This is a genomic window from Polyangium jinanense (assembly GCF_028435365.1).
On the sequence record NZ_JAGTJJ010000110.1, the window covers coordinates 1 to 17,946 of the forward strand.

General features: G+C 70.7%; 13 protein-coding genes. 5 read left to right on the forward strand and 8 right to left on the reverse strand.

Annotation, left to right across the window (positions count from 1 at the left end; genetic code table 11):
• On the forward strand, window positions 1–196 hold a 196-nt coding region (locus KEG57_RS53595), incomplete at its 5' end, for a hypothetical protein (protein WP_272460044.1).
• Here KEG57_RS53595 and KEG57_RS53600 read toward each other — a convergent pair.
• The 5 genes from KEG57_RS53600 to KEG57_RS53620 all read right to left on the reverse strand — a co-directional run bounded on the left by KEG57_RS53600 (window position 180) and on the right by KEG57_RS53620 (window position 6,377).
• Entirely contained in the window at window positions 180–968 is a 789-nt protein-coding gene (locus tag KEG57_RS53600) for an HAD family hydrolase (protein ID WP_272425098.1), read from the reverse strand. The two genes, KEG57_RS53595 and KEG57_RS53600, sit on opposite strands and share 17 nt — an antisense overlap.
• 67 nt (window positions 969–1,035) lie before the next feature.
• Complete coding sequence (locus KEG57_RS53605; protein WP_272425097.1) at window positions 1,036–2,142, reverse strand: FIST signal transduction protein; 1,107 nt, start codon at window positions 2,140–2,142, stop codon at window positions 1,036–1,038.
• Between the two features lie 37 nt (window positions 2,143–2,179).
• Window positions 2,180–2,431, reverse strand: coding sequence for a hypothetical protein (locus KEG57_RS53610; protein ID WP_272425096.1), 252 nt, complete (start codon window positions 2,429–2,431; stop codon window positions 2,180–2,182).
• Window positions 2,432–2,870: 439 nt separating this feature from the next.
• A complete protein-coding gene (locus KEG57_RS53615; protein ID WP_272429167.1) occupies window positions 2,871–4,595 on the reverse strand; it encodes a serine/threonine-protein kinase in 1,725 nt (574 codons plus the stop codon).
• 75 nt (window positions 4,596–4,670) lie between these two features.
• Window positions 4,671–6,377, reverse strand: coding sequence for an aldehyde dehydrogenase family protein (locus KEG57_RS53620; protein WP_272429169.1), 1,707 nt, complete (start codon window positions 6,375–6,377; stop codon window positions 4,671–4,673).
• 617 nt (window positions 6,378–6,994) lie between these two features.
• On the opposite strand from KEG57_RS53620, the gene KEG57_RS53625 reads away from it, so the two are divergent.
• The 4 genes from KEG57_RS53625 to KEG57_RS53640 are packed head-to-tail and all read left to right on the forward strand — an operon-like array spanning window position 6,995 to window position 12,221.
• Window positions 6,995–9,040 carry a DUF4139 domain-containing protein gene (locus tag KEG57_RS53625; RefSeq protein ID WP_272429057.1) on the forward strand — a complete coding sequence of 682 codons (2,046 nt, stop codon included), beginning with the start codon at window positions 6,995–6,997 and terminating at the stop codon, window positions 9,038–9,040.
• A 20-nt stretch (window positions 9,041–9,060) separates the two neighbouring features.
• On the forward strand, window positions 9,061–10,317 hold the full coding sequence (locus tag KEG57_RS53630) for a DUF533 domain-containing protein (protein WP_272460045.1): 1,257 nt from the start codon (window positions 9,061–9,063) through the stop codon (window positions 10,315–10,317).
• Between the two features lie 31 nt (window positions 10,318–10,348).
• Entirely contained in the window at window positions 10,349–10,777 is a 429-nt protein-coding gene (locus KEG57_RS53635; RefSeq protein ID WP_272460046.1) for an archease, read from the forward strand.
• Window positions 10,743–12,221: an RtcB family protein gene (locus KEG57_RS53640; protein WP_272429063.1), complete on the forward strand. Its 1,479-nt coding sequence runs from the start codon at window positions 10,743–10,745 to the stop codon at window positions 12,219–12,221. The genes KEG57_RS53635 and KEG57_RS53640 overlap by 35 nt, the downstream gene beginning before the upstream one ends.
• Here KEG57_RS53640 and KEG57_RS53645 read toward each other — a convergent pair whose 3' ends face one another.
• The 3 genes from KEG57_RS53645 to KEG57_RS53655 form a co-directional block, all read right to left on the reverse strand.
• The gene (locus KEG57_RS53645; protein ID WP_272429065.1) at window positions 12,222–12,848 is read right to left on the reverse strand and encodes an ABC transporter ATP-binding protein; all 627 of its coding nucleotides are present in this window, start codon (window positions 12,846–12,848) and stop codon (window positions 12,222–12,224) included.
• Complete coding sequence (locus tag KEG57_RS53650) at window positions 12,845–14,086, reverse strand: hypothetical protein (protein ID WP_272429067.1); 1,242 nt, start codon at window positions 14,084–14,086, stop codon at window positions 12,845–12,847. Before KEG57_RS53650 ends, KEG57_RS53645 begins: the two co-directional genes overlap by 4 nt.
• A 372-nt stretch (window positions 14,087–14,458) precedes the next feature.
• The gene (locus tag KEG57_RS53655; RefSeq protein ID WP_272429069.1) at window positions 14,459–17,587 is read right to left on the reverse strand and encodes a DUF4215 domain-containing protein; all 3,129 of its coding nucleotides are present in this window, start codon (window positions 17,585–17,587) and stop codon (window positions 14,459–14,461) included.
• Window positions 17,588–17,946 lie beyond the last annotated feature (359 nt).

Consider the following 17,946-nt stretch of genomic DNA (forward strand, 5'->3'; position numbering starts at 1 on the left):
CGATGAACTGCGCGATGCGCAGTTCATCGAACAGGCCAGGTCAAGAGGTCTTGCCACCGGCGCCTTGGAAGAACTGCGCATCGCGCAGTTCTTCCACAAAAGGTCCAGCGCTTGCGCTGGTCCGGGTCGAGGGGCGGACAGCCCCCGCGGGGTCCGGGGCAGCGCCCCGGCGCAACGGCTCACGCCGCCTTCTTGACGCGCGCGAGCGTCCCTCGCGCGAGCGCGTCCCGATCCACCTCGTCGAGCGACGTCACCACGAGGTCCGCCCCTGCCGCCCGCAAGAGCTCCTCGTCTCCGAGCCGCGCCACCCCGATCACGCGCATCCCGCCGGCCTTCGCCGCTTGAACCCCCGACGTCGCATCTTCCACCACGAGCGACGCCTCGGGCCGCACGCCGAGATCCGCCGCGGCTCCGAGGAAGATGTCCGGGTAGGGTTTGCCCCTCGGAAACGTCCGGCCGCAGACGTTCGCGTCGAAGAGGTCGACGAGCGTCGTGCCCGGCTCTTTCCCGAGTGGATCCGGCCGGATGCCCGGCATGGGCTCGGGCACGACGATCCGCGCGAGCAGCTCGTTCGCGTTCTTCGATGACGACGCGACCGCCATCGGCAAGCCCATGTCGCGCGCGTCGAGCACGAACCGCAGCGCGTCCGGGAAGGCCTGGAACGCGCCTGCCCGGATGAGGCCGAGGATCTTCGCCTGCTTCGCCGCGCCGTACTCCGCGGCGTGGGCCGCGGCGTCGGGCACGCCGAAGTACTCGAGCGCCGCGCGCGCCCCGTCCTCGCGAGGTTTGCCGGCGACGATCTCCTGGTAGACCGCGGTGTCGAAGCGCTCCGGTGTGTACCGCGACCGAGCCGCGAGGTCCTTCCACGGGCCCCGCATGAGCTCCTCCAAGGTGTCCCGCCAGGCTCGCTCGTGCGGCGAATCGACGAGCACGCCATCCACGTCGAAGAGGATCCCCTCGAACGCCATGGGGGGGCAGATGGAGCCCTGAGAGGCCCACGGGAAGCCCCGCGGCGAGCTCGTCCCGAGGAGGCGATCAGCCGAAGAGGAGCATCGTCGCCGTCTGGTTCACGTGGCCGAGGAACTGCTCGCCGTACGTGCTGAACCCGACCGTCGGGATGCCCTCGAAGAGCGCGCCGTACGGCTCGATGAGCCCTCGCGACTCGATCTCGTGCGTGCGCAGGACGCAGTCGAAGTTGACGAGCGCCGACGCGCCGCCGAGCTCCGCGCGGGCCGTCGCGATCGCGCAGCGCGTGTCCTCCACGATGTCGCTCGCTTCGAGCACCGTGAGGACCGTGCCCTCGGGAACGTTGCAGTAAAAGACCACGCTCTCGCCGCGGATCTGCTGGGGGCTGCGCACGAAGGGGTCGTCGCCGACCATCAGGCCGAGCGGGTGGTTCTGGAAGTGGTTCGCGAGCTCGTCCGCCGGGATCCCGAGCACCTCGGCGTACCGAGTCGCCGCGGGTTTGCCGTCGAACGCATGCACGACGCGCGCGGCCTCGTCGCAGGCAGTGACGCGGAGCGCGCGATCGAGCGGGCGGAAGCTCTGCGTCTTGAACGCGCGGAACGGCACCGCAGGCTCGAGCAGGAGCAGGACCGCGGCGTTCGTGAAGGCCATGCCGTCCTTCGCGACCCACGTCGACGTGAAGGTGAGATCGTCCCCCGCGGAGCCGCCAAGGATCGGAATGTCGGTGAGGTCGCCGAGCCGATCCATGAGGCGCTCCTCGGCGCTGCTGAGGCCGTCGACGAAGAGGAGGCCCACGTGCTGCGATGGATCCAGGCTCGAGAGCGGTCTCCCGAAGTGCGCTTCGAGCGGCGCGAGCGCGTGCTTGACGTCGGTGCGTCCGCGGATGTCCTCGATCACGGCGACAGCCGCGTCCCGCACGATCTCGCTGCCGAGCGCCATCGCAACGACCGAGCCCTTGCGCCACGCGCAGCCCTCGCGCTCGCCAGCCGTCGTGCACCCGACCACGAGCGCGCCCGGAAACGCACGCTGCATCGCCTCGGCGAGCGCGCGAGGATCCCGGCGGCCGCCGGCAAAATAAAGGACCACGACAGGCTCGACCGAGGCGAGCTCCGCGCGCATCAAGCGCGCGACGTCGTCCGCGCCGATCACGGTCGCATGAGCAGTTCGAACGGGCACGTTGACACTTCTCCCTGCGTGCTCTCGAAGAGGATGGCTAGCGTTGCGAGGAAGGCGGCGGTCGCCACGACACGCCCGCAGGCTGCGCAGACAGGTCGACGCCAAGCTCGCGCGCAAGGGCCTCGAGCTTGCGAAGGACCTCAGGATCGTCAGAGGTGGTGTCCGTGTGCTTCGAAGGATCAATGCCCTTCAGCATGAGCTTCGCGCGGACGAACCCCGCCATCGTCGGGTTGCCCCGCGAGCGATGGGCGACGATGGCGTCGATGATCTGCTTGACCTTCCCCGACATGCTTTCGCGAGGTCTCGCGCCTCAAAACGCGGCGCGATCTCCCGCCCCAGAGTCATCATCGCACAAACGTCACATCACGCGCGAGGGCTGAGGGGTGATCTCTTCTTGGGCGCCGCGCCGGGGCGCTGCCCCGGGCCCCGCGGGGGCTATCCGCCCCTCGACCCGGACCAGGGCAAGCCCTGGACTCGTGATGGAAGAACTGCGCGTTGCGCAGTTCTTCCAACAGGCCGGTGGGACCGCGTTGCCAGTCGAAAGGGCAGCGCCGCTGTCTTGATGAGCAGGGTCGCTCATGGTCTTGACTGCGGCCTGTTCGATGAACTGCGCATCGCGCAGTTCATCGACCCCGGGTCCAGCGCTTGCGCTGGTCCGGGTCCAGGGGCGGACAGCCCCTGGTGGGGCCTGGGGCAACGCCCCAGCGCAACGCCCCAGCGCAGCGGCTCTACACCGGCGCCGTCGCCACGGGCACGCCGCCCGCGAGCTCCGCGAAGAAGGGCGCCAGATCTGCTCGGCCTCGGAGCGGCGCGCAGATTCGACCGGACGAGCGCAGGAGCTCCATCTCGAGCTTCTCGGCGCGCCGGCCCACGTCCGCGAGTGCGAGGAAGTGCTTCGCCTTGCGATCTTCCATCGCCCGATCCGCGATCACGAGACTGTGCCGGAGCTCCCGGATTTGCTGATCCACCTCGGCCACTGCGCGTTCTTTCTCGACTGCTGCGGCCTCGACCTCGAGCTCGGCGTGACGCGCGTCCGCCCAGAGCTCGACGAGATCGGCGAGTGCGCGGTATGCGTCTGCGAGCTCGCGGTAAGGCTCGCGGAAGCCGCTCCGGCCCTCCCAGAACACCACATCCCGGTGCGCCTCGCGCACGCGCGGCGCGAACGATCGCGCGGCTCCGGCGAGCGGCGCGATGCCGACCCGCGTCGCGCGTGCTTCCTCGCGCGTCCGCGAGATGTCCACCGTGAGCCGATCCATCGCCTTGCCTTGGCGGAAGCGGCCCTCCTTCCACTCGCGGTGGATCGTGTCGAGCGCGCGTTGCTCCTCGAGACCGCGGGCTCGTAGCTCCGCGAGCTCCTTCACGTGCGCCTTCATCTGCTCCAGCGTCCGCGCGACCTCGACGGGCAGCGCGCCGCCGTAGGTCTTGCCGACGAGACGCTCCACGATCTCGACGCGCGTGCTCCAGCGCTGCGCTGCGGCCGCGGATGAAGGGCGCGGCGGCGCGATCGGCCCCGAGTCGAGCTCGGGCGGCGAGGGGATCCGCGCGGCTTCGCTGACCTCCTTCAACGACGCGAGCACCCGGTGTGCGTCGACGGGCCGGCCGTCGGGCACCTTCGCCATGAGGTCGTAGACGAGCTGATCGAGCGCGGGCGGCGCGTCTGGCAGGTGCTCGCCGAGACGCGGCGGCGGCTCCAGCATGTGCTTGTTCAGGATCTGCGCGGGGCTCGGCGCGTCGAAGGGCAGACGCTGCGTCAGCATCTCGAAGAGGATCACGCCGAGCGCGTACAGATCGGCCGGCGGGCCTGCGTCCGACGATGTCGCGCGCTCGGGGGCCATGTACTCGGGCGTGCCGAAGACCTCGCCCGCGTTTGTCAGACGCACGTCCTGCGCGCAGCGCGCGATGCCGAAATCGAGGAGTTTGACCCGGTCACCCCGGAGCAAGAACACGTTCTCCGGCTTGAGGTCGCGGTGGATGACCTCGAAGTCGTGGGCGCGGGCGAGCGCGCGGGTCATCTGGATGACGATGGGGAGCGCGCGCGCGATCGGCACCGGGCCGCTTGCGATGACCTCCGAGAGGCTCTCGCCTTCGAGCAGTTCCATCACGAGAAACGGCGTGCCGTCCTCCGCGTCGCCGTGATCGAAGATCTCGATGATGTTCGGATGCGCGAGCCTTTGCGCGAGCTTCGCCTCGCGGTTGAAGCGCTCGCGTGTCGTGTGATCCGAGGCGAGCTGCGGGTTCAGGAGCTTCACCGCGCAGGGTCTGTCCGTGAGCAGGAAGCGCGCGCGGTACACGGAGGCCATGCCGCCGATGCCGATGAGCTCGTCGAGCACGTACCTGCCCGCGACGGTGTTGCCGAGCCACGGATCCCGGAGCACGACGAGCGTCGAGCCGTCGGCGAAGCAAGTGTTGCTCTCGCTCGGATAGCGGAGGCTGCACGTGGGGCAGGACTTCATGCGCGGCGCGGGGGACGGCAGGGGGCAGTGACGTGGGGCGGCCGGTCCCATCCACCACCCCCGAGTGCCACCTGATTACAGGATCTCGCCAATGCGCTGCAAGAGTCCGCCGCCTGAGAAGAGCGCCCGCAGCCCTTTGCGGAACCAACCATAACTTTGGGCCGTGTACGGGAACCAGAGCGGGTCCTTGCTGCCCATGCCGACACGCTCGACGCTGACGTGCTTGATGTTGCACATCTCGCGCAGGCCCTCTTCCCCCATCGCACGGCCGAAGCCGCTCGCTTTGATGCCGCCGAAGGGCGTGTCGGGCGTGCCGCCGTTCGTCAGCACGTCGTTCACGAGCACGCTGCCCGCATCGACGCGCTCGGCAAGACGCGTCGCGTGATCACGGTCGCGGGAGAAGACGTACGCGTTCAGACCGAGGTGCGAGTCGTTCGCGAGGCGAAGCGCCTCTTCCTCGGTCGAGACGCGCATGAACGGCACGATCGGCCCGAAGATCTCTTCGGTCATGACGGTCATCTGGTGGTTGCAGCCGTCGATCACGGTCGGCTCGAAGAACTGCCCCGGCCCCTCGCGCCGCTTGCCGCCCGCGCGCACCGTGGCGCCCTTCTGCAGCGCGTCAGCGATGTGCTTCTCGGCCACGTCGATCTGATGCGGGAAGATGATCGCGCCGACGTCGACGAACTCGGCGCTCGGATCCCCCTGCCTGAGCTCCCTCGTCAGCTCGACGACGCGATCGAGGAGCTTGTCGTGAACCTCGCGGTGTGCGTAGACGCGCTCGACGGAGACGCAGACCTGGCCCGAGTTCGAGAAGCCGCCGAACACGATGGCGCGCGCAGTGCGCTCGACGTCGGCGTCGGCGCAGGCGATGAGCGGCGCCTTGCCGCCAAGCTCCATGACGCACGGGATGAGCCGCTCGCCACACGCAGCCGCGACCCTGCGGCCCGTGGCGACGCTGCCCGTGAGGATCACGAAGTCCGGCTGCGCCTCGATGAGCGCCGCGCCCGTGGGCCCGAAGCCAGGGACGATCTGGAGCAGGTCCTCGGGCAGGCCCGCGCTGTCCCAGACCTCCTTGGCCTTCTGCGCGATGAGCGGCGTGACCTCGCTCGGCTTGATGACGACGGCGTTGCCCGCGAGCAGCGCGAGGATCGCGTCGCGCAAGGGGAGCTGGAACGGGTAGTTCCAGGGCGAGATCACGGCCACGACGCCGCGGGGCTTGTAGTGGATGAAGCTCCGGCGGTGCTTCATCAGGTGGAGCTTGATCTCGTGCGGCGCAAGGACGCGCGGCGCGGCCTTGGCGAAGAAGGTCGCGATGTCAGCGGCGACCATGACCTCGTGGAGCAGGGCCTCGTGGCGCGGTTTTCCGCACTCGCGCACGAGCAGGTCGACGATCTCGTCGACGCGGTCGACGATGGCGTCGCGGAAGCGCAGGACGCGCTCGCAGCGCTCCTCGACGGGCAGGGCGCCCCAGGCTTCCTGCGCGCGCCGCGCCCGCTCGACGGCGCGCTTGACCTCGTCAGCAGAGGTGACCTTCACCTCGCCGAGGAGCTCGCCCGTGGCAGGCGCGTAGCTCCGGATCTTCGTCGCCGCGTGCCCATTGGCGCCCGGACCGCTCCCCGCAACGTTGCCCGCCCCTCGGTCCATCACCACCTGGCCCATTTCATCCTCCCATGCAGGAAAGCCGAGCGATCGGCCCGGCGCGTCGTGCGCCTTCGCGCATCCGCGCGGGCTCTTCGCCGGCACGTCGTCGGAGAACGTAGCCAAAGGGACGGCGTGCTTCAATACGGAGAGCTCGCACCTAGGACGGCGCCCATGCAGGCTGCTGTCCAGAACGAAGGCATGCATCCCGCGATCGAGCGCGCCCCCGATCGTCGGAGCAGGCAGATTGCCCTGCGGCAGCGTAGCGCCGGGGTTTCACCCCGGACCCGAGCAGGGGCTGTCCGCCCCTGCACCCGGGGCCTGCGCAAGCGCTGGACCCAGGGGCGATGAACTGCGCGATGCGCAGTTCATCGAACAGCCGAGGCAAGAGCAGGAGCGACCCTGCCCCGTCAAGACCGCCGCGCTGCCATTTCGGTCGGCAACGCCGTCCAGGGTCTTGCCACCGGCCCGCTGGAAGAACTGCGCATCGCGCAGTTCTTCCACCCTCGGTCCAGGCCGTGCCTGGTTCGGGTCGAGGGGCGAACAGCCCCCGCGGGGCCCGGGGCAGCGCCCCGGCGCGGCGTCCCCTTCGGGACGGAGAGCGCGGAGAACGAGGAGGCGGGCTCGGGCGCATTGACGTGTCATGGCGCGCGCTCGACGAACATGGCAGCGCGCGAGCGGCATGCCGCCGAGGCGCAGGCCTCCGGGGGGGAGCTCGGCGAGACAGGCTGAGCCCGAGAGGCGCGAAAGGGGAGGGGCACATGAGAAAATCGAGGATCGGGGCCGCGTGGGCTCTCGGGCTCATCGCCACGTCGTTTGCTGCGGGCTCTGCGTCGGCCGAGGAGCTTGCGCTCCGGCGCGTGATGCTGTCGACGGGCGGCGTCGGGTACTTCGAGCACGAAGCGCTGGTGTCGGGCGACGCCGAGCTCACGTTCGACGTGCGGCTCGATCAGGTGAGCGACGTGCTGAAGAGCCTGCTCGCGGTGGATCCGCAGGGGCGGCTTGGACAAGCGAGCCTGCCTGGGCGCGCGCCGCTCTCCGAGATCTTCCGGGATCTGCCGTTCTCGCAGGAGGACCTGTCCTCCACGGTCTCGCTGCTTCGCGCGCTGCGCGGCCAACTGCTGCGCGTGTCGGCGCATGGCGCGACCGCGGAGGGGCGGCTCGTCGCGGTGACCGAGGAAAAAGTTTCGCTCGGCGAGGGGCAAGGGACGATCGTGCGTCACCGGCTCTCGCTCCTGACGCCGACGGGCATGCGGCAAATCGTGCTCGAAGAGGCGGATCAGATCGACATCGTGGACGCGCGGCTGCGCAGCCAGGTGGAGCAGGCGCTCGCGGCGCTCGCGGCGCACGCGGCCGCGGATCGGCGCACGATCACGATCGACGTGCACGGGCAAGGCGAGCGGACGGTGCGCGTGGGGTACGTGGTCGGCGCGCCGCTGTGGAAGGCGACGTATCGGCTGGTGGTGCCCAAGGGCGAGGGCGAGGCGCGGCTCGAAGGGTGGGCCTTGCTGGAGAACATGAGCGGGCAGGACTGGAACCGCGTGGAGTTGTCGGTGGCGTCGGGCAACCCCGTGACGCTGCGACAGGCGGTGTACGAAGCGTATTTCGTGAATCGTCCGGAGGTGCCGGTGGAGGTGCTCGGGCGCAGGTTGCCGCCGGTCGACGTGGGGGTCGTCCTTCCGGAGGCCGAGGTCTCCGACGGCGCGGGCGGAGGAGGGCGCCTGATGAGTGCCTTCATGGCCGCGCCGTCGGCGGCCGACGCGTTGAGCTTCGAGGCGCAGCCGGGGGGAGAGGTGGCGCTGCCCGAGGCACCGCCGATCGCCGAGCCCGCGGAAGGCGCGACGCAGGTCGTGTACCACTTCCCGGAGCCGGTGGATCTGCCGCGCGGGCAATCGCTGCTCGTGCCGATCGTGAGCGAGTCGATCCCGGTCGAGCGGGTGTCCTGGTACCGCTACGACGTGGACAAGCGGAACCCGCTCGCGTCGGTGCGGCTCGTGAACGAGACCGAGACGGGTTTGCCGCCGGGCATCCTGTCGATTTACGAGGACGCGGCGGCGAACCAGCCGATCGCGTTCGTCGGAGACGCGCGGCTCGGCCCGCTGCCCGCGCACGAGGATCGGCTCGTGAGTTACGCGGTGGACCTCGACGTGAGCGTGGACCGCGAGGAGAAGGTCGTGCAGGTCGTGACGGGCGCGAAGATCGCGCGGGGCGTGCTCGAGGTGCGTCGCGTGGAACGGCGCACGACGACGTACACGATCAAGGGCGCGGCGGACGAGGATCGCGTGCTCGTCGTGGAGCACCCGCGCATCCAGGGTTTTTCCTTGGTTGCGCCGACGGAGGGCGTGAGCGGGACGACGGACACGCACGTGCGGATCCGGCGGGAGGTTCCAAAAGGACAAACCGTGAAGGTGGATGCGGTGCTCGAGCGACCGATCGAGCAGAGCATCGTGATCGGGTCGATCACGGCGCAGGAGCTCGGGGTGCTGCTCGCGTCGAACGAGATGTCGGCGGAGGTGCGGGCCGCGCTCGAGCACGTGGCCGAGCTCCAGAGGACGCTCGCGTCGCGGGAGCAGGCGCTCGCGCTGCTGCGGACGGAGCGGCAGACGCTGGTGGCGGATCAGGAGCGGCTGCGGAGGAACCTGGCGTCGGCGCCGCAAGGCAGTGAGCTGCACACGCGGTACCTGACGGCGCTCGCGTCGGCGGAGGATCGGATCGGCGAGCTCGATCGGACGATCGGCGCGGCGGAAGCGGCGGTGCGGGTCGCGCGGGAGGAGCTCGCCGACTACATCGCGAATCTGTCGATCTGAAGGCGGGCGGGAGGCGGCGGGTGGGCGGCGAGGAGGGCGCCCACCCGCCGGCCTTGAAAGCGGCGCGCATTCTGGCGAACATGCGGTCCATGTTCGATGCGCAGAGGATCCTGGGCGCGCTGGTCTCGGATGGAGTCGAAGGCGGGAGCTTCCGCGATTCGCGTCGTCGGCCGTACCGCGATGACGATGCGTACGAGCGTCGCGACGACGACAGCGGGATCGGCGCAGGCACGCTGCTCGCGGGGGCTGCCGGGGTCGCGGCGGCGGGCGGGCTCGCGTACATGGCGTATCAGCACTTCAAGCAGCCGACGGCGCCGGGGATGCCGGGTGCGCCGGGGATGCCGGGGGCGCCGGGGATGCACGCCATGCCGGGGGCGCCCGCGCAGCAGCAAGGGTTTTTCGGGCAATTGATGGGGTCGACGTCCGGGCCGATTCCGCCGGGGGCTCCGCAGGGGGGCGGCGGGACGAATTTCGGGGTGCCCGTCTACCACAACGATCCGTCGACCTGGGGGACGAACGCGCCTGCGGCGCCGCCGCAGGGACATGCGCCCTGGGGGAGCCCGCAGGGCGCACCGGCGCAGCCGCCGCAGCAATGGGGTGCTCCGCCAAACCCGGGGCCGCAAGCGGGGTGGGGTGGGCCTCCGCCGGGGCAGCCCGCGCAGCCGCCGGCGCAATGGAACGCGCAGCCGAGCGCGCCGCAGACGGCACAATGGGGGGCGCCTCCGCCCGCGGCGCCGCCTGCGCCGACGCAATGGAATGCGCAGCCGAGCACGACGCCCACGGCGCAATGGGGCGCTGCGCCGAACGCGGCTCCGCCGGCACCGCAGCCTGCGCAATGGGGTGCTCCGCCAAACCCGGTCACCGCCGCGCCTGCGCCCGCACCCGCGGCCGTGCCCGCGCCTGCGCCCGCGGCCGATGCACAGGCCGACGCTCTGCTTCTCATTCGCGCCATGATCACCGCCGCCTTCATCGACGGTCAGATCGACCCCGACGAGCGCGCGCGTATCCTCGATCGCCTCGCGCGCGCCGGCCTCGGCCCCGAAGATCGCGCCGCGCTCGCCCACGAGCTCGAAGCCCCGCAGCCACCCTTCGCGCTCGTCGGGCAGATCCGCTCTCCCCAGATGGCCGAGCAATTCTACGTGGTCTCCCTCCTCTCCGCGGGCACCGAATCCGAGGCCGAGCGCGCGTACCTCAAAGGCCTGCCCTCCATGCTCGGCCTTCGCCCCGAGGACGTCGCCCGCCTGCATGGGAGCCTCGGCATTCCACCCCTCCCGTGACGTCGGGCCGCCGGCGACGATATTCCCCTCCATGACATCCGGCCCGGAAGGCCCGCGCCACACCTTCGAGGACCACACGGCCGAGCTGCGCCTCGGCCTCTTCGCGCCCACGTTCCCCGAGCTTTTCGCCGAAGCCGGCCGCGCGCTCGCCGAGCTCGCCGTCGGCGAGGGGCCGCTGCCCGAGGCCGCCGGGGAGGGTGTTTCGATCTCGCTGCATTCGGTCGACCGCGAGGCGCTCCTCGTCGACTGGATGAACGAGCTCGTCTTTCATACCGAGGTGGATGGCCGGGTCTACGTCGATTTCCATTTCGACGAGCTCGCCCCCGATCACCTCGTGGCCCGGGTTCGCGGCGCGGAGGTTCAAGGCCTCCGGCCCCTCGTCAAGGCGGCCACCCTGCACGACGTCCACATCACGGAGGATTCGCATGGCTACTCGGTCCACGTCGTCCTCGACATCTGAACCCCCGAAAGCGCCGCCCCCGCCGCTCGTCGAGGTCGCTCCCTCCGTCTACGAGATCCCGACGTCCTATCGCAGCGACATGCGGGTGCCGGCGCGGATCTTCGCGAGCCCGGAGACCTTGCCCGGCTTGCTCGCCGACCATTCCGTCGAGCAGCTCATCAACGTGACCACGCTCCCCGGTATCGTGGGCGCCGCCTGCGGGATGCCCGACATGCACGAGGGATACGGTTTTCCCGTCGGCGGCGTGGCCGCGACGGCGCTGCCCGACGGCGTGATTTCGCCCGGCGGGATCGGATTCGACATCAACTGCGGCGTGCGGCTGCTCGTCGCGAACCTCGAACGCAAGGACATCGCCGATCGCGTGGAGAGCCTCGTGCACGAGCTCTCGCGCAGCGTGCCCTCGGGCGCCGGGCGCGGCGGGCGGTGGTCGTTTTCGGGCAAGAAGCTCGACAAGATCCTCGAAGGCGGCGCGGGCGCGCTCGTTCGGGAGCACGAGGTCGGGACCGAGACCGACCTCGAGCACATCGAATCCGGCGGCGCGCTCGAAGCCGCCGACGCGTCCGCGGTCTCCGAGCGCGCAAGGCAACGCGGCGCGGATCAGCTCGGTACGCTGGGGAGCGGGAACCATTTTCTCGAAGTGCAGGTCGTCGACGAGGTGTTCGACGAGGGTTTGGCCGGGCGGCTCGGGCTCTCGATCGGGCGGGTGACGGTGCTCGTGCATTCGGGATCTCGCGGGCTCGGGCATCAGGTGTGCACGGATCACGTGCGCCTGATGGATAGTGTGATGCAGCGCTACGGCATTCAGGTGCCGGACCGGCAGCTCGCCTGCGCGCCGCTCTCGTCGCCCGAGGGACAGCAATATTTCGCGGCCATGTGCGCCGCCGCCAATTTTGGTTTCGCGAACCGGCACCTCATCGCGCATATCGTTCGCGAGGTGTTCCGGCGGATGTTCGGCGAGCGCGAGGGCTTCTTGCGGTTGATCTACGACGTGGGGCACAACACGGCGAAGATCGAGAAATACGAAGGGAAGAAGGTGTGCGTGCATCGCAAGGGCGCGACGCGCGCATTCGGTCCGGGGAGCCGGGACGTGCCGGCGGCCTATCGCGATATCGGACAGCCCGTGTTCATTCCGGGCAGCATGGGGACCTCGTCGTTCGTGTGCATGGGGACCGAGCACGGGAGCGAGGCCTCGTTCGGGAGCACCTGCCACGGCGCCGGGAGGCAAATGAGCCGCGCCGCCGCAAAGAAAAAGGTGACGGGGCACGTGCTCCGCAAGGAGCTCGAAGCGCGCGGGATCGTCATTCGTTGCGCATCGAATGCGGAGCTCGCCGAGGAGGCGCCCGCCGCATACAAGGACGTCGATCGGGTGGTCGACGTCGTGGCGTCGGCAGGGATCGCGAAAAAGGTCGCCCGATTGCGGCCGATCGGCGTGGTGAAAGGGTAATCAGGCCTCGAGCTTGCCGGCCGAGAGCCGGACCCGCGTCGCGCCGATCGCCTCGGCGAACGCGGGATCGTGCGTCGCGACGAGGATCGTGGTGCCCGCCGCGCGACGCTCTTCGAGGAGCGTCGCGAGCTCCCGGACGCCGGCCGCGTCGAGGCCGTTCGTGGGCTCGTCGAGCAGGAGCAAGCGCACGTCGCCGAGGATCGCCGCGCACAAGCAGCTCCGGCGCCGCTGGCCGAGGGAGAGGCCGCCAAAGGGACGATCCCAGTACGCGCGGAGGCCGAGTCGTTCGAGGAGCGCTTCGTCGGGGAGGGGGACACGCTTCAGCGCGGCGACGAGCGCGGCGAGCTCACGCGGGGAGAGGTGGGCCGGCGCGTCGGCGGCCTCGGGCACGTAGCCCACGTGCGCACGCGCGGCGGCGCGGGGGCCGAGGATCGAGGCGCCGTCGAGGGTCGCGCGGCCCCCGTCCGCGTCGAGCACGCCCGCGAGGATGCGGAGGAGCGTGGACTTGCCAGCGCCGTTGTCGCCGAAGAGCGCCACGACGTCGCCCCGCGCGGCCGAGAGGCTCACCCCGTCGAGCACGCGCCGTCCGCCGAGCCACTTGTTCAAGTCCACGATCGAGAGCGTCATGCCGCACCTCGGAGCCTGCGTAGCACCTCGGCACGACGCGCGGCCGAGCCGACCCGCACGATTCCGACGGTGAGGATCACAGCGAGCGAGAGCTCACCCGCGAGCGACGCCGCGGCCGCGCCGAACGCAGCCCAGACGAGCGCTTCGACCATGCCACGATCGCCGCGCCGCGGAGAGGCCTCGGCCTCGCGCGCTCCGCCGACGAGGATCGCGCCCGTGACGAGGCCCGAGGCGACCGCGAGCACGACGAGCCGCGCCCCGAGCGCGAGCGGCGCATGCAGGCCAAGCGCCCCGACGGTCGCGAGGACGAGCCCGCTCGTGGCTCCGAGGATGCCGCACGCGAGGGCCGCGGCGAGCGCGCGCGTGCCGGGCGGCGTCCCGGTCGCATCGCAGAGCCAGGAGGCCGCGCGCTCCGCCCGTACGACGGCCGCCGCGGCCCCCGAGAGGCCCGGCGAGAGCGCGACGGCCGCGAGGCCGAGGGCGAGCGCGCCGATGGACGCGTCCGCCACGAGATCGTGCCCACGCGCCGCGAGCGGGAGCACGAGCCCGGCGAGCGCCGCGAGGGCGAGCGCGCGTCCAACGACCGCCGGCTCGCTGCGAAGGACGCCGAGCAGGAACGTCGAGGCGAGCGCGCCGAGCGGAGATCGACCGAAGGGGCCCCGGTTCACCCCGGCGGACGCCTCGGGCGCGCGGCGGAAGGCGGCCGGGACGGACAAGCTGGCCGCGAGGAGCGCCGCCCCGAAGGCGAGCGGCGGGACCCGGGCGAAAACCGCGAGGCCCACGCCGGCCGCCGCGAACGCTTCCCTGGCGCCCCAGGGCCGCGTGGCGGCGAGCGCGTGCCCCGCGAGGGCCGCGAGCCCGGCCGTGGCGGCGGACAGGAGGCCCTCGCCGCGCCCGAACAGGAGCATCCACGGCGCCTCGACGACGAGCGCGCACACGGCGCCCGCGAGGTGAAACACGAGCCGTGGGGAAGGTAACCAGCGAAGATACGTCCCGGACGGAGGCACGAGCGCGGCGCGGGCGGCAGGCAGGCCGAGCACGAGCCACCCGGCCCAGAGGACGGTCATAAGCGTGGGGGAGGCGCGCATCACGGCGAGCGCCTCGGGCGGGCTCATCCCATTCGGGCCGAAGAGGACCGTGGCGACGAGGAAGATGCCGAGGAGCAGCGGGGCCGCGAGGGGATACGCGGCGCGCATCGAGAGGACGACGAGGATCTTCGCGAGAGCGAGGTGTCGCATCGCATGCCCCTTCCGTGTGCGCGTAGCGCCGGGGTTTCACCCCGGACCCCGACCAGGGGTTGTCCACCCCTGGACCCGGACCAGCGCAAGCGCTGGACTCTTGTTCGATGAACTGCGCGATGCGCAGTTCATCGAACAGGCCGAGGCAAGACCGGCGACGGGCTGGCCAGCCAAGACAGCGGCGCTGACGTGGCTGCTGAGGGTGGGCGGCGCTGCTGTCTCAGCTGGCAACGTCGTTCGTGGTCTTGCCCGGGCCCGTCCGAGAAACCGCGCATCGCGCGGTTTCTCGGCCCTCGGTCCAGGCTGTGCCTGGTCCGGGGTGCAGGGGGCGGACAGCCCCCTGCGGGGGTGCGGGGCAAAGCCCCGCGCCTCTCAGGGCGTGACGCAGAAGATCATCGCCCAGCTATTGAGGGTGCCCTGGTCCGAGGTCGTGTCGTCGAGGACGTGGAGCCTCCACCTGCCAACGGGCGACTTGCCGTTGACCGGTGTCAGCGCCGTCTCCGGCGAATAGCAGCCCGAGAAGGGCGCAGTGCCGCCGGTGACCGCCGAGGAGCAGGTCGAGTCGAGGACCGTGTTCGTGTAGTTGTCGCCCGAGCTGCCGTTGTCCGAGGTGATGTCGAGCTCACCGAGGCCCGGCGGCTGCAGGAACGCGTCGATGTCCCCGGACCAGGTGTGCGTGGCGTTGAAGAGCACCGCCGCGCGGTTCACCGTCCCGACGTTCGCCACGCCGAGGTAGCTGTTGATGCCCGTGGTGTTGCCGTCGAGGAGGGCGATGGGCGTGTCGTACGCCCGGACGACGACGAGGCGCTGGCCCGCCGCGCAGGCCGGGAAGTACGCCGGAATCGTGCAGTCCGAGTCGGCGGCGTCGGTGAGCGCGTCGCCGTCGTTGTCGATGCCGTCGTTGCAGTACTGCTCGACCTTCGTGCACACGCTTGGGGTCCCGAGGCACTTGTAGTTCGGCTCGAGCGCGCACAGGGACGAGCAGCCGTCGCCGCTGTTCAGGTTGCCGTCGTCGCAGACGTCCGTGCCGTTGATCGTGCCATTGCCGCAGCTCGTGGTGCAGACGCTCGGCGTGCCCGTGCAGCTGTAGCCCTGCTCGATGGTGCAGGTCGCGGAGCAGCCATCGCCGCTGTTCTTGTTGCCGTCGTCGCAGACGTCCGTGCCGTTGATCGTGCCGTCGCCGCAGCTCAGGGCGCAGGCGCTCGGCGAGCCTACGCACTGGTAGCCCTGCTCGATGGTGCAGCTCGTGGAGCAGCCGTCGCCGCTGGTCAGGTTGCCATCGTCGCACGCCTCGCTGCCCGCGAGGATGCCGTCGCCGCAGAGCGCGGTGAACGTCACCTGGAGCTGGTAGGCGCCGATGGTCGAGTTGCTCTGGTACTCCTCCACGTGCACGTAGTACGTGCCCGGGGCGAGCTTGCGCGCGGCCGCGTCCGCCGTCGTGGTCGGATCGATCACCGAGCAGCTATTGAGGCCGTCGTCGTCGTCCTCGACGAGGATCGTCGTGCAGTTCGACGCGAGGAGGTAGATCTTGGTGTCGTTGCCCGTCGGGCAGGTGCCCACCCCCGGGACGAAGCTCTCGATCTTCACGTCCGCGACCGCGGGCACGGTGAACGAGTAGTAGTCATGGTCGCCGACGGGCGTGATCTTGCCGGTGACCGCGAAGGGCGGCAGGAGCGGGCCGGTCGCCGTCGCGCACGTGTTCGGCTCGGACTCGACGAGGACGCAGGTGCTCGGCGCGCCGAAGCACGTGAAGAACGGCTCGGCCTGGCAGGCGGCGGTGCAGCCGTCGCCGGGGGTCTTGTTGCCGTCGTCGCAGGGCTCGGCCGCCGTGTTCACGAAGCCGTCGCCGCAGGTCGCCACGATGCAGCCCGGGAGGCAGGCGTCGTCGTCGTTCAGGTTGCCGTCGTCGCACGGCTCGCTGCCGGCCGGGATGCCGTCGCCGCAGACCGTTTTGCACGCGCTCGGCGCGCCGGTGCACACGTAGCCGAGCTCGGCCTTGCAGGTCGCGGAGCAGCCGTCGCCGCTGTCCGTGTCGGCGTCATCGCAGGTCTCGGGGCCCTTGACGAGGCCGTCGCCGCAGATCGCGTTGCAAGCGCTCGGCGTGCCCGCGCAGAGAAAGCCCACCTCGATCGCGCAGGCGGCGTCGCAGCCGTCGCCGGCCACGGCATTGCCGTCGTCGCAGGTCTCGGCGCCCGTGAGGATGCCGTCGCCGCAGAGCGAGACGACGCAGACGTTGCCCGCGCAGATGTTGCTCGTGCAATCGCCGTTCACGAGGCAGCCCTTGCCGAGGTCGCAGGTCGGGCAGGCGCCGCCGCCGCAATCAGCGTCCGTTTCGGCGCCATTCTTCACGGTATCCGTGCACGTCGCCGTCTGGCAGACGTTGCCCGTGCACACGCCGCTCTGGCAGTCGGTCGACGCATTGCAGACGAGGCCGTCGGCGCAGGCGGGGCAGTCCGCGCCGCCGCAGTCGATGCTGGTCTCGCTGCCGTTCTGGATGGTATCGCCGCAGCTCGCCCCCTGGCAGGTGCCCGCGGTGCAGACCTTGCTCGCGCAATCCGAGTCGACCGAGCAGATGAGGCCGGTGCCGCAGGGCGAGCAGTTCGGGCCGCCGCAGTCGACGTCCGTCTCGTTGCGGTTCGTCACCTGGTCGGTGCAGGTCGGCAAGCAAATCGAACCCGAGCAGGATTCGCCCACGCAGTCGCTGTCCGCTGCGCAGCCGAGGCCGGGGCCGCAGGGGCTGCAGGAGCCGCCGCCGCAATCGACGTCCGTCTCGTCGCCATTCTCGACGGTATCCGTGCAGGTGGGCGTCTGGCAGGTGGCGGCGTCACACACGCTGCTCTGGCAATCGGATGACACCTTGCAGACGAGGCCATCGGCGCAGGGGGCGCAGGTGCCGCCGCCGCAGTCGACGTCCGTCTCGGAACCGTTCTTCACGGTGTCGGCGCACGCGGCCGGGACGCAAATGTTGTTCGCGCAGACATTGTCGGGGCAGTCCGCGTTCGCGAGGCACTCCACGCACGTGCCCTCGCCGTCGCAGAGCTTGCCGTCGTTCGTGGTGCAGGCGTCGCCGGCCGGGAGCGGGTTGTTTTCCGGCTGCCCTGCATTGCAGACGTCCTGGGTGCAGTCGTTCTGATCGTCGAGGGTGTCGGTGTCGTCGTTCTCGAGCGTGATCTGGCCCTGGCCGTCGCAGATCTCGCGGGCGCAGTCGCCGGGCATCTGCGTATCGCTCGGGGTGCCCTTGGCGGCGAACGTTTCGCCGCAGACGCCCGCGGTGCAGGTGCGCGTCCGGCAGACCGTGTCGGCGCCGGGGCAATCCTCGGGCGTCCTGCACGCGCCCATGCCGCCGGCGCCGCCCATGCCACCTGTCCCGCCTTCACCGGCGCCGCCGGTGGTGTCCGGCGGATCCGTGTTCTCGCAGCCCGCTCCCGCGCTCACGGCCACGAGGAGCGCGAAGGTCGCCGCGGCGTACCTTGTGATTCCGAACCTTCTCCATCGACTCATGGGCGACATGCCCTTTCTCCCCGTCGGCGCCATGCCCGGCGCGGGGGACCCAACGGCCCGCCGGCCCAGGGGACGCCGGCCTCTCCGGTGTTTGCCAACGCGAGACCTCATCACAGGCGAAAAACCCGGTCAAGGGGGAGATCGGCCCGGAAGCACCCTCCGCAAGCCGTTTTCGGGGCTATGGAGGACACGCCTTCCGCCGCATGCTCCCGCCTCCCGTGAACTCTGCGGTCTGCCCCACCCAACGCATCGGACGACTGAGCATTGGTCTCATCGCGAGGCGTCGCGCCGGGGCGCTGCCCCGGGCCCCGCGGGGGCTGTTCGCCCCTCGACCCGAACCAGGGCAAGCCCTGGACCGT

Coding starts and splice junctions, on each gene's coding strand:
- KEG57_RS53600 (WP_272425098.1), bottom strand. CDS start 968: ATGGCGTTCGAGGGGATCCTCTTCGACGTGGATGGCGTGCTCGTCGAT.
- KEG57_RS53610 (WP_272425096.1), bottom strand. CDS start 2,431: ATGTCGGGGAAGGTCAAGCAGATCATCGACGCCATCGTCGCCCATCGC.
- KEG57_RS53615 (WP_272429167.1), bottom strand. CDS start 4,595: ATGAAGTCCTGCCCCACGTGCAGCCTCCGCTATCCGAGCGAGAGCAAC.
- KEG57_RS53625 (WP_272429057.1), top strand. CDS start 6,995: ATGAGAAAATCGAGGATCGGGGCCGCGTGGGCTCTCGGGCTCATCGCC.
- KEG57_RS53635 (WP_272460046.1), top strand. CDS start 10,349: ATGACATCCGGCCCGGAAGGCCCGCGCCACACCTTCGAGGACCACACG.
- KEG57_RS53640 (WP_272429063.1), top strand. CDS start 10,743: ATGGCTACTCGGTCCACGTCGTCCTCGACATCTGAACCCCCGAAAGCG.
- KEG57_RS53645 (WP_272429065.1), bottom strand. CDS start 12,848: ATGACGCTCTCGATCGTGGACTTGAACAAGTGGCTCGGCGGACGGCGC.
- KEG57_RS53650 (WP_272429067.1), bottom strand. CDS start 14,086: ATGCGACACCTCGCTCTCGCGAAGATCCTCGTCGTCCTCTCGATGCGC.
- KEG57_RS53655 (WP_272429069.1), bottom strand. CDS start 17,587: ATGAGTCGATGGAGAAGGTTCGGAATCACAAGGTACGCCGCGGCGACC.